Origin of the sequence: Pseudomonas sp. ICMP 460, assembly GCF_002723595.1 — a bacterium.
Classification (GTDB): domain Bacteria; phylum Pseudomonadota; class Gammaproteobacteria; order Pseudomonadales; family Pseudomonadaceae; genus Aquipseudomonas; species Aquipseudomonas kitaguniensis.
The window spans coordinates 1-14,682 of record NZ_LKBR01000026.1 but is presented as its reverse complement, the minus strand read 5'-3'; the positions used below and the strand labels follow the sequence as shown (position 1 = coordinate 14,682).

Here is a 14,682-nt window from a genome sequence, read left to right as displayed (position 1 = left end):
TTTTGTGGTGCTGGGCATTCTGTTCGCGGGGGTTTAGCGCAGCAGCAGCTGCAAGCTGAACGGGTAACGGTAGGACGCAGGCTTGCCTTGGGCCGACAGCGCCTGAAAGTTCACCGGCGGCGTTGGCGCAAGCAAGCGCTGCGCCTGGGCCGCATCAATCAGCTGGAATAACGCCAGCTGCCGGTCACGCCCGCCATAGGCACTGGTGTCGACGCCGTTGGCGTCGTCGTTGATCAGCACCATGGCCCACCCGCCCAAGGTGAAATGCCCGGCAACCAATGTCGTCAACCGCCCATCCAGGCGTGCCTGCAAGATCTGCGGCGAGCTGTTGATTGCACTGAACAACGCGTCCTTGCCCGGCACCCGCCCGCTCTCCTGCAGCGCCTGCATGGCACCCAGCGCCATCTCGTCGTTGGCCGACCACACCAGCGCGGTTTGCGGGTAGCGCTTGAATAATTGCGTCGCTTGTTCGAAAGCGCGTTGGCGACTCCATTCTCCATAGACCAACTGGCGCAGGCGCACCTCGGGATGCTCGGCCAGGGCGCGGCGCAGGCCTTTCTCACGCCGTTGCGCGCTGGGCGTAGTCTTGGCGCCGGAAAACGCCAACAGGTCGAGGGAATCACCTGGCGCGACCGGGCCATGCTGGCGCAGCAAGTCGGTGAGCATCAGGTAACCCGCCTGCTCGTCATCGGCCACCAGGCTGCAGATCCAGGGGGCGTCCTCGCCGGCATCCAGCAAGTGCACTTGGTCAGGGGTGAGCGCGTTATTCACGATCAACAGCTTGACCCCGCTGCCCAGGGCCATGCGCAGAATTTGCGGGGCGACGTATTGCTCGTTCACCAGCACCAGGTAGTCGGGGCGCTCGGCGCCTTGCAGCGCTTCGCGGGCCTGCGCCAAGGTGTTGCGGGCATCGCGCTCGGAATAACGCACGCGCAAATCCAGGCCGAGGTCCTTGGCGGCGGCCTGCATGAATTGCGCGTAGTTAACCCAGAAGTTTTCGGTGGACGTGCCGGGGTTGAGGAACACCACCGAGGAGGCATGGCTCAGCGCCGCGAACGTCGAGCCCAGCAACCACACGCACGTAACAAGAACCTTCAACATGGTTGTTCAAGCCTGGAATGTTGACCGCCATGATAATGGCAATGCGACAGTCAATCGAGGCTCGATCAGCAGACTTTACGAGTGGCTGACCCAGAACACGGCGGTTCCCACCACCAGAATTATCAGGAACAGAATGGCCCAGGCATCCACGCTGCTCTCGGGTTTACGGGCTTTTGTCGAATTGCTCATCGCATCGCCTCTTGTCGGTTTTATAGGTGATTGCATCAAGACTCGATCACAGTAAAGTTCATGCTTGCCCCTATGACAAATGTGGATATGAAGATAATCAGTCTCATTAGTCGATTTGGTTCTTTGCATATACTCAAACATCACTTTTGCGCATAAACGCAAACTGGTATCGTGCGCCGGCTCCGTTTGGAGTGCGCGGCCGTGCGCGCAGATTTGCCGAGAACAGGACCTATATGTACGTATACGACGAATACGATCAGCGCATCATCGAGGACCGCGTCAAGCAGTTCCGTGATCAGACCCGACGCTACCTGGCAGGTGAGCTGAGCGAAGAAGAGTTCCGCCCTCTGCGCCTGCAAAATGGCCTGTATGTTCAGCGCTTTGCGCCGATGCTGCGGGTCGCCGTGCCTTACGGCCAACTGACTTCGCGCCAGACGCGCATGATGGCCAAAATTGCGCGTGACTTCGACAAGGGTTACGCCCACATCAGCACCCGCCAGAACGTACAGTTCAACTGGCCGGCGCTGGAAGACGTGCCGGACATTCTGGCTGAACTGGCGACCGTGCAGATGCACGCGATTCAGACCAGCGGCAACTGCCTGCGCAACGTGACCACCGACCAATTCGCCGGTGTGGCGGCCGATGAGCTGATCGACCCACGCCCCTGGTGTGAAATTGTGCGTCAGTGGACCACCTTCCACCCTGAGTTCGCCTACCTGCCGCGCAAGTTCAAGATCGCCGTCAACGGCTCGACCTCGGACCGTGCCGCCATCGAAGTGCATGACATTGGCCTGGAGCCGGTGCACAACGCGGCCGGCGAGCTGGGCTTCCGGGTGCTGGTGGGTGGCGGCCTCGGCCGTACGCCGGTGGTCGGCGCGTTCATCAACGAATTCCTGCCATGGCAGGACCTGTTGAGCTACCTCGACGCGATCCTGCGGGTCTACAACCGCTACGGCCGTCGTGACAACAAATACAAGGCCCGGATCAAGATCCTGGTCAAAGCGCTGACCCCTGAGGTATTTGCGCAAAAAGTCGACGCGGAAATGCAACACCTGCGCGGCGGCCAGACCACCCTGACCGACGCCGAAGTGCATCGCGTCGCCAAGCATTTCGTCGACCCGGACTACAAGGCCCTGAGCAATCAGGACGCCGAGTTGGCCGAACTCGACACGCAACACCCAGGTTTCGCGCGCTGGCGCAGCCGCAACACCCTGGCCCACAAAAAACCCGGCTATGTGGCCGTGACCCTGTCGCTTAAACCGACCGGCGTTGCACCGGGCGACATCACCGACAAACAGCTGGACGGCGTTGCCGACTTGGCCGAGCGCTACAGCTTCGGCCAATTGCGCACCTCCCACGAGCAGAACATCATCCTCGCCGATGTTGAACAGTCGCAGCTGTTCGCCCTGTGGGGTGAGCTGCGCGAACAAGGTTTCGCCACGCCGAACATCGGCCTGCTGACCGACATCATCTGCTGCCCGGGCGGCGATTTCTGCTCGCTGGCCAACGCAAAATCGATCCCGATTGCCGAATCGATCCAGCGCCGTTTCGACGACCTGGATTACCTGTTCGACATCGGCGAGCTGGACCTGAACATCTCCGGTTGCATGAACGCCTGTGGTCACCACCATGTTGGCCACATCGGCATCCTGGGCGTGGACAAGAAAGGCGAAGAATTCTACCAAGTGTCCCTGGGTGGCAGTGCCAGCCGCGACGCGAGCCTGGGCAAGATCCTCGGCCCGTCCTTCGCCCAGGAAGCCATGCCCGAGGTGATCGGCAAACTGATCGACGTGTACGTTGAGCAGCGCACCGAAGATGAGCGATTCATCGACACCTACCAGCGCATCGGCATTGACCTGTTCAAGGAGCGCGTCTATGCAGCGAATCATTAAGAACAACGAAGTCCTCGACGAAACCTGGCACCTGCTGCCCAAGGACGCGAGCTTCGACGGCATCTCCAACTGCGACGACCTGATCGTGCCGTTGGCGCTGTGGCGCGAACACGGCCACGCCCTCAAGGCCCGCGACGGCGGCCTGGGCGTGTGGCTGGACGCCGATGAAGAAGCCGAAGAGATCGGCGCTGACGTGGAGCATTTCCAGGTCATCGCGCTGAACTTTCCGGCCTTCACCGACGGCCGCAACTACTCCAACGCGCGCCTGCTGCGTGACCGTTATGGTTACACAGGCGAGCTGCGGGCGATTGGCGACGTGCTGCGCGACCAACTGTTTTACCTGCGCCGTTGCGGGTTCGATGCCTTCGCCTTGCGCGCGGACAAAGATCCGTATGAAGCACTGGAAAGCCTCAAGGATTTCTCGGTGACGTACCAGGCGGCCACGGATGAGCCGCTGCCGCTGTTTCGTCGGCGCTAGGGCTTCTTACGTTTAGATTGAAGGCGTTTCCGTTATTTGGGTAATGGCTTATATCGGTTCCGCTCTTACAGCGGGTCACTTTTGAAAGGACCCAAAAGTAACCAAAAGGTCCTCGCCCCACCACTCGGTGCCTCGCTGTGGCTCGGCATGCCCTCACTCCGATATTACGCAGCGGGCCGCCGCGACGGGGCGTCCCTGCCCCGTCGCGGCTAAACCGGCGTCCTGCCGGGTTACCCCCTCCGTAATATCTGCGTTCGGCCATCGTGGTTTAACGGGGCGCCTTAGATCAAGATCAAAAGCAGGCGGCCCGAAAGCCGACCCAATCTCCCATGCTGAATGCGATCAAATGTGGGAGATTCTATGGCTGAAAAAGCGGGACGCAGAGCGTCCGGAGCGGCATTACCACGCAGAGCGTGGGAACGATCATCTAAGCAGGCGGCCCGAAAGCCGACCCAATCCCCCAAGCCGAATGTGGTCAAACTGTGGGAGGGGGCTTGCTCCCGATAGCGGTGTGTCAGTTGAAAAATATTTATCTGACACATTGCAATCGGGAGCAAGCCCCCTCCCACAAAAAGCAAAAAAAAGCAGATCTGCCGTGTATGCAAAATCCGCCCTTGATCTGCTTCAACCACTCAGGTCGGCTTTCAGGCCGCCGTGCTTTTGCTCTTGATCTGCTCTTGATCTGAGAAGCGCCCCGTTAAACCACGATGGCCGCACGCAGGCTTGAATCCGTGGGTAACCCGGCAGGACGCCGGGTTAGCCGCGCTGGGCCAAGGATGGCCCATCGCGGCGGCCCACGGATTCAAGCCTGCGGGCGGGCACACCGAGCCTAAGCGAGGTGCCGAGTGGTGGGGCAAGAGCGTTTTGGTTACTTTTGCGCTTTTCAAAAGTGACCCGCCGTAAGGGCGGAACCCATACCAGCCCCCACAAAAATAACGGATATACACCCAAAAAAATCAGCCCCCCACACCCCCTCCCTAACGCAATCTTCACATTAAAGACGGAGCATTCGCCGTGATCGAACTGTCCCCTATTGATCAGCAATTTTTTACCTTACTGACGATTGGAGTTCTTCATGGCGAAAATAAACCTGGCCCAGCAATTGGCGACCACCCTTGAACAGGCGGGCATCAAACGCATCTGGGGCCTGACCGGCGACAGCCTCAACGGCCTCACCGACGCCCTGCGCACCATGGACAGCATCGAATGGATGCACGTACGCCACGAAGAAGTCGCCGCCTTCGCCGCCGGTGCCGAAGCCGCCGCCACCGGTGAGTTGACCGTGTGCGCCGGCAGCTGCGGGCCAGGCAACCTGCACTTGATCAATGGGCTGTTCGACTGCCATCGCAACCATGTGCCGGTGCTGGCGATTGCGGCGCAAATTCCGTCGACTGAAATCGGCCTGAACTACTTTCAGGAAACCCATCCCCAAGAGCTGTTCAAAGAGTGCAGCCACTTTATAGAACTGGTCACCAACCCCGAACAAATGCCGCACGTGCTGCACCGCGCCATGCGCTCGGCGATTCTCAACCGTGGCGTGGCGGTGGTGGTGATTCCAGGCGACGTCTCGCTGCTTGAAGTCGAAGACACACTCAAGCCGTGGCCAGCGCTGCACGCGCCGCGCACGTTGCCGGCCGAACAAGACCTGCAACGCCTCAGCGAGATTCTGCAGAGCAGCGAGAAAGTCACCCTGCTCTGCGGCAGTGGCTGCGCTGGTGCCCACGACCAAGTGCTGGCCTTGGCTGATACCCTCGGCGCGCCGGTGGTGCACGCTTTGCGCGGCAAAGAACACGTGGAATGGGACAACCCCTTTGATGTGGGCATGACCGGCCTGATCGGCTTCAGCTCCGGCTACCACGCGATGTTCGATTGCGACACGCTGATCATGCTCGGCACCGACTTCCCTTACCGCCAGTTCTACCCGACCGACGCAAAAATCATTCAGGTAGACCGCAACCCGCAGGCACTCGGCCGTCGCGCCACGCTGGACCTGGGCATTGCCGCCGACGTCAGCGAAACCATCGACGCCCTGCTGCCCCGCCTGACGCGCAAGACCGACCGCAGCTTCCTCGACACGTCACTCAAGCATTACCAGAAAGCCCGCCAGGGCCTGGATGACCTGGCGCAGCCGTCAAAAGCCGGCCGCCCGATTCACCCACAATATGTTGCGCGGTTGCTCAGCGAGCTGGCGGACGACGATGCGATCTTCACCGCCGACGTTGGCTCGCCCACCGTGTGGGCCGCACGGTATTTGAAGATGAACGGCAAGCGCCGCCTGATCGGTTCGTTCAACCACGGCTCGATGGCCAATGCCATGCCGCAGGCCATCGGCGCGCAAGCGGCGTTTCCTGGGCGGCAGGTGATTTCGATGTCGGGCGACGGCGGTTTCGCCATGCTGATGGGTGATTTCATCTCGCTGGCGCAGTTGAAATTGCCGGTTAAAGTCATCGTGTTCGATAACTCATCGTTGGGTTTCGTCGCCATGGAAATGAAAGCTGCTGGCTACCTGGACACCGGCACCGAGCTTAAAAACCCGGATTTTGCGGCGATGTCGAACGCCATGGGCATTCTGGGGATTCGTGTAGAGCAATCTGAAGACCTTGAACCCGCGCTGCGTCGTGCGCTGGCACACGATGGCCCGGTGTTGGTGGACGTCGTCACCGCCACTCAGGAACTGGTGATGCCGCCCACCATCAAGCTGGAACAGGCCAAGGGTTTCAGCCTGTACATGCTCAAGGCCGTGATGAGCGGGCGCGGCGACGAAGTGATCGAGCTGGCGCGCACCAACTGGCTACGCTGAGCACGTCATAAGAACCCGGCTTTGAAAGCCGGGTTCTGGCGGTCAGCCGTGCTGTTTTTCGACCCACTTGCCATAGGCATTGATAAACGCCTGCAAAAATGGCGCGGTCTTCTCCGACAGCTTGCCCGCGTCATCAAACACACTGCCCGCGCCACCCAGGTAGGCTTCCGGTTGCTGCATGCACGGCACATCAAGAAACACCAGCGATTGGCGCAGATGGTGGTTGGCGCCAAAGCCGCCAATCGCACCCGGCGATACGCTGATGATCGCGCCCGGCTTGCCGCTCCAGGCGCTTTGCCCGTAAGGGCGCGAGCCTACGTCAATGGCATTCTTCAGCGGGGCGGGCACGGACCGGTTGTATTCCGGGGTCACAAACAGCACCGCGTCGGATGAACTCACGTGTTGTCGGAAAGTACTGTACGCTGCTGGCGGCGATGCTCCGTCGATGTCCTCGTTGTAGAGCGGTAAATCGCCAATTTCGACAATGTTCAATTTGAGGTTGGCCGGGGCCAGTTCGGCCAAGGCCAGGGCGACTTTGCGGTTGATCGACGCTTTTCTCAAGCTGCCAACCAGGACGGCAATCGTGTAGACCTTGCTCATGAGGTTTTCCTGACGTCTGACTAAAGGGGCTTGTAGTTATAAAGTCTTCGCGCCGCGTTCACCAGCAGGTTTTCAAAATCCCGCAGAGGCTTGCCACGCCCTTCCATGCGTAGGAAGCGTCTGAAAGTATCAACGAATAGTATTTTTTTTCCATAGGTAAACTACCCCGCTCTCTGACGGTCTACAGAACCGCAAATCGAGTGTTTATCTCCAGAGGTTCTAAACAGATGGCTGCAGTACTTGTCGGACAGTTCCATGCCAGAGACGCGGAAGGACGCGTGTATTCGGTGCATGAGTTCCAGGAATCCAACCCGGTGCAAGGCGACCTGGCTGGCTCGGCGCCCACCACAACCTACAAGCTGGCCATTGGCGATCGTGTAGAAAAACTGGAAGGCGATGAATTCAGATTGATCCAGTCGGGCACCATTATCACCCGCGAATCGCAAACGACCCTCGCTTCATAAGATCTCGCCTTATCGACCTGCTCAGTCCTGGCCATTGATGGCGTTGACTGGGCCGGGTGATCACGGCCGACGGATCTCCGTCACTTCTGCGCCCTGCTCACCGTCGATGTGTTTCAGCGTGACCATCAGTGACCCCCGCTCTCCTTCCACCGCGTACAGCAAACGCGTGTAACCCGGCATGCCGTGAGCCGGATACGCGACCACCTGCCGTACCAGCGCTATCTCCAGCACCGCACCTATTTGCTCGCCCACACGTTCCTGGGAACGGATAAACGCCTCAAGTGCGAGGTTTTCTGGTGTGTGTTCATCGTTACTATTAAAGAGATAAGCAGCCACGCACCCCACGGTCACCAGGACCAGGAGTGGCTTGGCCGTTACCCCGAAGAAGATCGAGGGTATGGGCATTCGAGACCGGACCTGTTTTTGTTGTATGTACCGGCTAACCGGCATTGGTCGTTGATGATCAGAGGTGTGACAGGCTGGTTGCAGCCGCCTGCGCGCTTAACGGTAGCGCAAACACACCCACGCCCGCGCTGTTTTTTACCCAGCCATTGAAACCATACCGCACTGAACATAGACTCCCGCGATGCGTTTACGTCATATCGAAGTGATTCAGGCGATCTTGCAGACCGGACACCTCGGCACGGCCGCCGAATGGTTGCAACTCCCCGTGGGCGATGTGGACGCGACGCTCAAGGACGCCGAGCAACAACTGGGCTGCATGCTGTTTGCCAGTGTGCGCGGGCGTTTGCAAGCGACGCGTGAAACACTTGAGTTGCAGCCCGCCATTGCCCAGCTCTACGAGGCGCTGGAGCCGCTTCAACGCCTGGCCGGGCGTTTGAAACACCCGCACGCCCCCGCCTTGCGCGCGCTGTGTACCGCACCGCTGGCCAACCAACTGCTGCCGCAAAGCATTGCGCTGCTGCGCCGACGCTTTCAGGACACACCGTGCAACGTGTCCAGCCAGCCGACGCGGGAGATTGTCAAAAGCCTGCTGCTGCACGAAGCCGATGTGGGCCTGAGCCTGCATGACCCGCAACATGCGCACATCCACAGCACGGTACTTGCGCAGGGCAAACTGCAATTGCTCGCGCCCCACGGCTGGCTCAAACCCAGGCAAAAGTACATCGCGTTGCAGGAGCTAGCCGGGCAGTCGATGATCGGGCTTGAAGGGCATGACCCGCTGAGTCGCCTGCTGGACGCCAAGCTGCAAGCCTTGCGCCCACTGACGGTGGTGCACACACGCGTGCAGACGTATCAGATGATGCGCAGCCTGGTCGAAGCCGGCGAAGGCCTGGCGATTGTCGACCCGTTCACCGCCTCCGGTGCGCGCGAGGCCGGGCTGGACGCCTGCCCGTTATCGCCGCCCATCCCGGTGACTCTGTATGCATTGAGTTTGAAGGGTGCAGAACCCACGCCAGCGCTAAACGCGCTGCTGCAGATCATCGCGCTGAAGGCCGAGGCCTTGCTGACCTAGCCCGCCGCGTCCCGTTCTGACTTGAACAACCGGTACCAGAAAATCGCCACTTCGCGGGTTTGCGGGTCAATACCGCGATAGCGCAGGTGGTCGATGCCGCCCATTACATAGCCGCAACGCTCGTACAAGCGGCACGCGCCGAGGTTGTTGTTCTGGGTTTCGAGCATCATGCCCGGCAGGTTTTTCTTGCGGCTCCAGAACTGCGCCACATCGAGCAACGCCTTGGCCACGCCATGCCGCCGTGCAGGCAACACCACCGCCAGTTCATCAACGTGGGCAAAACCGTTCCAGTTAGTGCTGACCACGATATGCCCGACCGCGCGGTCATCCAGGTAAGCCATGAAGATCGCGCTGTCGGGCGCGTCGCGAAAGCTCCTGAACTCTTCCGGGTCGATGCCATAACACTTGCGGTACGGCACGATGCGCTCGACCGGCCATTGGTCGACGCGCAGGCCCATTTCGGGCACGCCGTAGGCACTGACCTCAAAGCTGAAATCATTGCCCCACACGTAGGCATCAAAGCCCTCGTCGGCGACCCGTACACTGAGGCCCGGGTACTTCGGGTTCATTACAGCGTGCATAAACATACTTAACCCTTGATGCAATCGACCCTGTCGACTCGGCGTTTAAGGCACCCGCGTCACTGTTGCAATGCGCCTTATGTGGGAGCGGGCTTGCTCGCGATGCAGTCAGCTCGGTGTACATGATAGACCGAGGTGCCTGCATCGCGAGCAAGCCCGCTCCCACAAAAAAAAAACGCTTTTGACCCAAGCACTCAATCCGCTTATTGCTGGGTCAACTGAGACCACAACGCCGGTGCCCCCGCCGACTTGGCGATAGCCTCCAACCGCGCGGCGTGCTCAGCCAAATCTTGCTCACTGGCGCGAATAATCGTGCTGGGCTTGCGCTCTGCCGGCAGGCGACGAATTTCCGAAGCGCGGTTGCCCGAGCCTTCCGCCGAGCCGCTGCCATCCGAAGCGTTACCCGCCAGTGACAGGCTGGTTTGCCCACCGGTCATGGTCAGGTAAACGTCGGCCAGAATCTCGGAGTCGAGCAACGCGCCGTGCAGTTCACGGCCGGAGTTGTCGACGCCGTAGCGTTTGCACAGCGCATCCAGGCTGTTGCGCTGGCCTGGGTGACGCTCGCGGGCCATCATCAAGGTGTCGAGAATCGAGCAGTGCTGCGCGATATTCGCCCGATCAGTCTGCCCCATCAGGGCAAACTCGTTATTGATGAAGCCTACGTCGAACGCCGCGTTATGGATGATCAGCTGCGCGCCGTTGATGAAGTCGAAAAACTCATCGGCCACTTCGGCGAAACGCGGCTTGCCCTTGAGGAATTCGTCGGTGATGCCGTGCACGCCGATCGCGCCTTCATCACTGTCCCGGTCCGGTTGCAGGTACACGTGGAAGTGACGCCCGGTGAGGCGGCGCCCCATCAACTCGACACAGCCGATTTCAATGATCCGGTGGCCATCGGTCACCGGCATGCCGGTGGTTTCGGTATCGAGTACAACAGATCGGATGGCCATCAGGGTTCAGCTCTCAACGGTTTGGTAAGCAGTGTGGTGTGAGTCAAAGGCCGCGATGTTAACACGTCAGCCAGCCTCAGCTCTGCTTGTAGCCGCGCACTTCGTCCACGCCACGGTTGGCCAACTGGTCGGCGCGCTCGTTGCCAGGGTGGCCGATGTGCCCACGCACCCATTTCCAGGTGATGTTATGGCGGTTGCATTGTTCATCGAGCAATTGCCACAAGTCGGCGTTTTTGACCGGCTCTTTCGCGGCGGTTTTCCAACCGCGCTTTTTCCAGTTGACCATCCACTCGTTGATGCCCTTCATCACGTATTGCGAGTCAGTCACCAGCAGCACATCGCAGCGCCGCTTGAGTTCTTCCAGGCCGCGAATGGCGCCCATCAGCTCCATGCGATTGTTGGTGGTGTTGGCTTCGCCGCCCCACAGTTCCTTCTCCACGCCCTTGCACACCAGCAAGGCGCCCCAGCCGCCGGGGCCAGGGTTGCCCTTGCAGGCGCCATCGGTGAAGAGTTCTACGCTATCGGTCATCGGTTGCATCCATCAAAACGGGCTGGCGGCAATCGGCCGACAGTATCCCGAGGCCGAAAGACTCGGCCTGAAATCAAAAAGGAGAGTGTTACGGTTCGCTTTGCTTGCGGTTGACCTTGGCCATTGGCATCGGCACCAGCTTGCCCATGGGCTGGCGCAGCACTTGGCGCACCGGCCGCAGCCCGACCACGATCTTGCGCGCCACCAATAAATAGAAGCCGCCACCCGACAACTGCCAGGCGCCTGCGCGGCGTTCCCAGCCCGCCAGGCGGCCTTGCCACTGGGTCGACGCAAACGGCGGACGATAGCACCCGAAGCGGCGTTTCTCCAGCGCAAAGCCCAGCAGGTTCAGCCAGTCGCCCACCCGAGAAGGCGAGATGCAGCGCGCCTGGCGCAGGCCGTCATGCGCGAACATGTGGCGCAGGCCCCAGGTGCTCCAGGGGTTGATGCCGATAATCAGCAAGTGGCCACCAGGGCGCACACTGCTCGCCGCTTCGCGCAGCAAACCGTGGGGCGACAGGCAAAAATCCAGGCCGTGCTGCAACACCACCACATCGGCGGCGTGTTCGCTCAAGGGCCAGGCCTGTTCCTCACACACAATTTCTACACCGGGCAATGGTGCGCCCAGGCGCACATTGCGCTGCACCTGCGGCGCGGCGGGCGGCGTTTGGGCCGAGGGGCCGTAATGCACCAGGTAGCCACCAAAGAACCGGCCCAGCTCGTCTTCGAGCATGCGCCGCTCTTCATCCAGCAAAAATTGCCCGATCGGCCCGTTCAGCCAGTCGCGCGCTGCGCCGATCAGGGCCAGCCACTCAGGATCGGCCTGGGCGAACGCTTTATCAGTCATTGCATTCTCCAACTCGCCTAGACGTTCTAAGATGCACCAATGTGTTCAGCTTGGCGAATCGACGAATGATACAGATCAGTGCCCTACCCGCCTTCACCGACAACTACATCTGGTTGTTACAAGACCCGCAAACCCAGCGCTGCGCGGTGGTCGACCCTGGCGATGCCGCGCCGGTGCTGGCCTGGCTCAAACAGAACCCGGCGTGGACCCTCAGCGACATCCTGATTACCCACCATCACCATGATCATGTCGGCGGTGTGGAGCAACTGAAAAGTGTTACCGGCGCGAAGGTCTACGGCCCGGCGAGCGAGAACATCCCGGCGCGCGACACGGCCCTGCAGGATAACGACCGCATCACCGCGCTCGGCTGGGACTTTGAGGTGTATACAATACCGGGCCATACGCTCGGCCATATCGCCTTTTACCATTCAGGCGTGCTGTTTTGTGGCGACACCCTGTTCGCTGCCGGTTGCGGTCGCCTGTTTGAAGGCACCCCGCTACAAATGCACACCTCGCTGGAACGTCTGGCCGCCCTGCCCGACGATACGCTGGTTTACTGCGCCCACGAGTACACACAAAATAACCTCAAATTTGCCCTCGCGGTGGAACCGGACAACGCCGATATTGCCGAGCGCGTGCAAAAGGTCAACCAAATGCGCACCCGCGGCGAGATAACGCTGCCGTCCAACTTGGCCCTGGAAAAACGTACTAACCCTTTTTTACGCACCTCTGAAACATCTGTTAAACAAAAAGCGGACGAACGGAATGGTCGCGACAACCGCTCTGGGGCCGAGGTGTTTGCTAGCTTGAGGGCATGGAAAGATAAGTTCTAAGGGCGTGCAATCTGGTAGGGAAATTCTGAATGGTTGACCGCGACCCACGCGCTTTCTAGAATCGCCCGACATTTTTGCCCGGAACTTACTTCCAGCCAATGTCGTCATCTATTCGTAAATCCATCTCTTCAGACGCATTGACCCGCCTGGCTCAAGCTGTGGCGGTGGCTGTGTCCGCGACGCTGGCGGGCTGCCAATCGACGAATTTCGCTGCACAATCCACCGTGCAACCCAAACCCAATCTTGCCGCCAAGATCAAGCAAAAACCTATTTGGCTTTCTGAGAAGCCCAGCCCCGAAGTGCCCCAGGATGTCTGGGAACGCATGCGACGGGGCTTTCAATTACAGGAAGGCCTGGGCGTAAACCCGCGTATCGAGCAACAGCGCTTGTGGTTTGCCAGCAACCCATCCTTCCTGGAGAACGCCGGAGAACGCGGCAGTCTCTACATTCATTACATCGTCGAACGCCTTGAAGAACGCAACATGCCCCTGGAACTGGCGCTGCTGCCGGTGATTGAAAGTGCCTACAACCCTATGGCCTATTCGCGCAGCGATGCGGTCGGCTTGTGGCAGTTCATCCCCTCCACCGGGCGCTACTTCAACCTGCGCCAGACCCGCGCCTACGATGGCCGCCGCGACATCACCGCCTCCACCACCGCCGCCCTCGACTACCTGACCCGCCTGCACGACATGTTCAACGGCGACTGGCTGTTGGCCCTGGCGGCGTATAACGCAGGCGAAGGCACGGTGAGCCGGGCCATCGAGCGCAACGAAAAGCTCGGCCTGCCGACCGACTACTGGAACCTGCCGCTGCCCCAGGAAACCAAGGACTACGTGCCCAAGTTCCTGGCGCTGTCGCAAGTGGTGCTGGCGCCCGAAGCGTATGGCGTGAACCTCAACCCGATCGCCAACACGCCGTACTTCGAAGTGGTTGAAGTCAAGCAAAGCATGGACCTGTCACGGGTTGCCGCGCTGGCCGAAATTGACGAAGACGAACTGTTCCAGCTCAACCCGGCCTTGAAACAACGCACAACCCTGGACGGCCCTCAGCATTTGCTGGTGCCCAGCTCCAAGGCACACTTGCTGGCCAGCAGCCTTTCGGCGATGCGGCCTGATGAATTGCTGGCAATGCGCCCTAAAAAGGCGGTATTCGACGAAGTTGAGACCGCCCGCGTTGCCGGGCGCTCGCGCAGCTACAAGGTGCGCACTGGCGACAACCTCACGCTGATCGCCAAGGCGAACAAGGTTGACGTGCATGACCTGCAGCGCTGGAACAAGCTCAATGGGCAGGCGCTGAAGGTTGGCCAAAGCCTGGTGATGCAGGACACGCGCAAGGTAGTGGCCAAGGCTGACAGCAAAAAGCCGGTGCAATACAAGGTCAAAAAAGGCGACTCGCTGTACATCGTTGCCAAGCGTTTTAACGTTGAGATGCAGCATCTCAAACGCTGGAACCCGCGGACGGGTCAGGCGTTGAAACCAGGGCAGATGCTGGTGGTTTCGGGGCCTAGATAGGGCGCTGCGGGGGTTTGAGTGCATATCCGTTATTGAGGTGATGGCTTATATCGGTTCCGCTCTTACAGCGGGTCACTTTTGAAAAGCGCAAAAGTAACCAAAACGCTCTTGCCCCACCACTCGGCACCTCGCTTAGGCTCGGTGTGCCCTCACTCCGATATTACGCAGCGGGCCGCCGCGATCGGCCATCCTTGGCCCAGCGCGGCTAAACCGGCGTCCTGCCGGTTTACCCGCTCCGTAATATCTGCGTTCGGCCATCGTGGTTTAACGGGGCGCCTTAGATCAAGATCACAATCACAAGCAGGCGGCCTGAAAGCCGACCCAATCTCCCATGCTGAATGCGGTCAAATGTGGGAGATTCCATGGCTGAAAAAGCGGGACGCAGAGCGTCCGGAGCGGCATTACCACGCAGAGCGTGGGAACGATCATC

The 14,682-nt window shown here is 60.0% G+C and carries 14 protein-coding genes; 7 read left to right on the top strand and 7 right to left on the bottom strand.

Annotation, left to right across the window (positions count from 1 at the left end; genetic code table 11):
• Positions 1 to 33 precede the first annotated feature (33 nt).
• Positions 34 to 1,101: an ABC transporter substrate-binding protein gene (locus AO240_RS18385; protein ID WP_099238108.1), complete on the bottom strand. Its 1,068-nt coding sequence runs from the start codon at positions 1,099 to 1,101 to the stop codon at positions 34 to 36.
• A 422-nt stretch (positions 1,102 to 1,523) separates the two neighbouring features.
• Between AO240_RS18385 and AO240_RS18375 the strand changes: the two genes are divergently transcribed.
• The 3 genes from AO240_RS18375 to poxB all read left to right on the top strand — a co-directional run bounded on the left by AO240_RS18375 (position 1,524) and on the right by poxB (position 6,460).
• Positions 1,524 to 3,182 carry a nitrite/sulfite reductase gene (locus AO240_RS18375; protein ID WP_099238104.1) on the top strand — a complete coding sequence of 553 codons (1,659 nt, stop codon included), beginning with the start codon at positions 1,524 to 1,526 and terminating at the stop codon, positions 3,180 to 3,182.
• Entirely contained in the window at positions 3,166 to 3,660 is a 495-nt protein-coding gene (locus AO240_RS18370) for a DUF934 domain-containing protein (protein WP_058411677.1), read from the top strand. Before AO240_RS18375 ends, AO240_RS18370 begins: the two co-directional genes overlap by 17 nt.
• Before the next feature lie 1,075 nt (positions 3,661 to 4,735).
• The gene (gene poxB / locus AO240_RS18360) at positions 4,736 to 6,460 is read left to right on the top strand and encodes a ubiquinone-dependent pyruvate dehydrogenase (protein ID WP_099238102.1); all 1,725 of its coding nucleotides are present in this window, start codon (positions 4,736 to 4,738) and stop codon (positions 6,458 to 6,460) included.
• 42 nt (positions 6,461 to 6,502) lie between these two features.
• Here poxB and AO240_RS18355 read toward each other — a convergent pair whose 3' ends face one another.
• Positions 6,503 to 7,060 carry an NADPH-dependent FMN reductase gene (locus AO240_RS18355; RefSeq protein WP_099238100.1) on the bottom strand — a complete coding sequence of 186 codons (558 nt, stop codon included), beginning with the start codon at positions 7,058 to 7,060 and terminating at the stop codon, positions 6,503 to 6,505.
• A 227-nt stretch (positions 7,061 to 7,287) separates the two neighbouring features.
• On the opposite strand from AO240_RS18355, the gene AO240_RS18350 reads away from it, so the two are divergent.
• A complete protein-coding gene (locus AO240_RS18350; protein WP_099238098.1) occupies positions 7,288 to 7,524 on the top strand; it encodes a hypothetical protein in 237 nt (78 codons plus the stop codon).
• 60 nt (positions 7,525 to 7,584) lie between these two features.
• On the opposite strand, the gene AO240_RS18345 is transcribed toward AO240_RS18350, so the two are convergent.
• The gene (locus AO240_RS18345) at positions 7,585 to 7,929 is read right to left on the bottom strand and encodes a hypothetical protein (protein WP_099238096.1); all 345 of its coding nucleotides are present in this window, start codon (positions 7,927 to 7,929) and stop codon (positions 7,585 to 7,587) included.
• A gap of 181 nt (positions 7,930 to 8,110) precedes the next feature.
• Here AO240_RS18345 and AO240_RS18340 point away from each other — a divergent pair, with 181 nt between their 5' ends.
• Positions 8,111 to 9,001, top strand: a complete 891-nt coding sequence (locus tag AO240_RS18340; protein ID WP_099238094.1) for a LysR substrate-binding domain-containing protein — start codon at positions 8,111 to 8,113, stop codon at positions 8,999 to 9,001.
• Here AO240_RS18340 and AO240_RS18335 read toward each other — a convergent pair.
• The 4 genes from AO240_RS18335 to AO240_RS18320 form a co-directional block, all read right to left on the bottom strand.
• Positions 8,998 to 9,570, bottom strand: coding sequence for a GNAT family N-acetyltransferase (locus AO240_RS18335; protein ID WP_058411683.1), 573 nt, complete (start codon positions 9,568 to 9,570; stop codon positions 8,998 to 9,000). The two genes, AO240_RS18340 and AO240_RS18335, sit on opposite strands and share 4 nt — an antisense overlap.
• 215 nt (positions 9,571 to 9,785) lie before the next feature.
• The gene (dnaQ, locus tag AO240_RS18330; RefSeq protein ID WP_162839868.1) at positions 9,786 to 10,526 is read right to left on the bottom strand and encodes a DNA polymerase III subunit epsilon; all 741 of its coding nucleotides are present in this window, start codon (positions 10,524 to 10,526) and stop codon (positions 9,786 to 9,788) included.
• Between the two features lie 82 nt (positions 10,527 to 10,608).
• Positions 10,609 to 11,061 carry a ribonuclease HI gene (gene rnhA, locus AO240_RS18325; RefSeq protein WP_029291380.1) on the bottom strand — a complete coding sequence of 151 codons (453 nt, stop codon included), beginning with the start codon at positions 11,059 to 11,061 and terminating at the stop codon, positions 10,609 to 10,611.
• Between the two features lie 88 nt (positions 11,062 to 11,149).
• Positions 11,150 to 11,908, bottom strand: coding sequence for a class I SAM-dependent methyltransferase (locus AO240_RS18320; RefSeq protein WP_099238092.1), 759 nt, complete (start codon positions 11,906 to 11,908; stop codon positions 11,150 to 11,152).
• Between the two features lie 65 nt (positions 11,909 to 11,973).
• Here AO240_RS18320 and gloB point away from each other — a divergent pair, with 65 nt between their 5' ends.
• Entirely contained in the window at positions 11,974 to 12,741 is a 768-nt protein-coding gene (gene gloB, locus AO240_RS18315) for a hydroxyacylglutathione hydrolase (protein ID WP_099238090.1), read from the top strand.
• 98 nt (positions 12,742 to 12,839) lie between these two features.
• On the top strand, positions 12,840 to 14,252 hold the full coding sequence (locus AO240_RS18310; RefSeq protein WP_099238088.1) for a transglycosylase SLT domain-containing protein: 1,413 nt from the start codon (positions 12,840 to 12,842) through the stop codon (positions 14,250 to 14,252).
• Positions 14,253 to 14,682: the final 430 nt, after the last annotated feature.

Excerpts from the sequence above, each read along its gene's own strand:
- AO240_RS18350 (WP_099238098.1), top strand. The coding sequence starts at position 7,288 with ATGGCTGCAGTACTTGTCGGACAGTTCCATGCCAGAGACGCGGAAGGA.
- AO240_RS18345 (WP_099238096.1), bottom strand. The coding sequence starts at position 7,929 with ATGCCCATACCCTCGATCTTCTTCGGGGTAACGGCCAAGCCACTCCTG.
- AO240_RS18370 (WP_058411677.1), top strand. The coding sequence starts at position 3,166 with ATGCAGCGAATCATTAAGAACAACGAAGTCCTCGACGAAACCTGGCAC.
- AO240_RS18310 (WP_099238088.1), top strand. The coding sequence starts at position 12,840 with ATGTCGTCATCTATTCGTAAATCCATCTCTTCAGACGCATTGACCCGC.
- AO240_RS18335 (WP_058411683.1), bottom strand. The coding sequence starts at position 9,570 with ATGAACCCGAAGTACCCGGGCCTCAGTGTACGGGTCGCCGACGAGGGC.
- rnhA (WP_029291380.1), bottom strand. The coding sequence starts at position 11,061 with ATGACCGATAGCGTAGAACTCTTCACCGATGGCGCCTGCAAGGGCAAC.
- AO240_RS18375 (WP_099238104.1), top strand. The coding sequence starts at position 1,524 with ATGTACGTATACGACGAATACGATCAGCGCATCATCGAGGACCGCGTC.
- AO240_RS18385 (WP_099238108.1), bottom strand. The coding sequence starts at position 1,101 with ATGTTGAAGGTTCTTGTTACGTGCGTGTGGTTGCTGGGCTCGACGTTC.
- gloB (WP_099238090.1), top strand. The coding sequence starts at position 11,974 with ATGATACAGATCAGTGCCCTACCCGCCTTCACCGACAACTACATCTGG.
- AO240_RS18355 (WP_099238100.1), bottom strand. The coding sequence starts at position 7,060 with ATGAGCAAGGTCTACACGATTGCCGTCCTGGTTGGCAGCTTGAGAAAA.
- AO240_RS18320 (WP_099238092.1), bottom strand. The coding sequence starts at position 11,908 with ATGACTGATAAAGCGTTCGCCCAGGCCGATCCTGAGTGGCTGGCCCTG.
- poxB (WP_099238102.1), top strand. The coding sequence starts at position 4,736 with ATGGCGAAAATAAACCTGGCCCAGCAATTGGCGACCACCCTTGAACAG.
- AO240_RS18340 (WP_099238094.1), top strand. The coding sequence starts at position 8,111 with ATGCGTTTACGTCATATCGAAGTGATTCAGGCGATCTTGCAGACCGGA.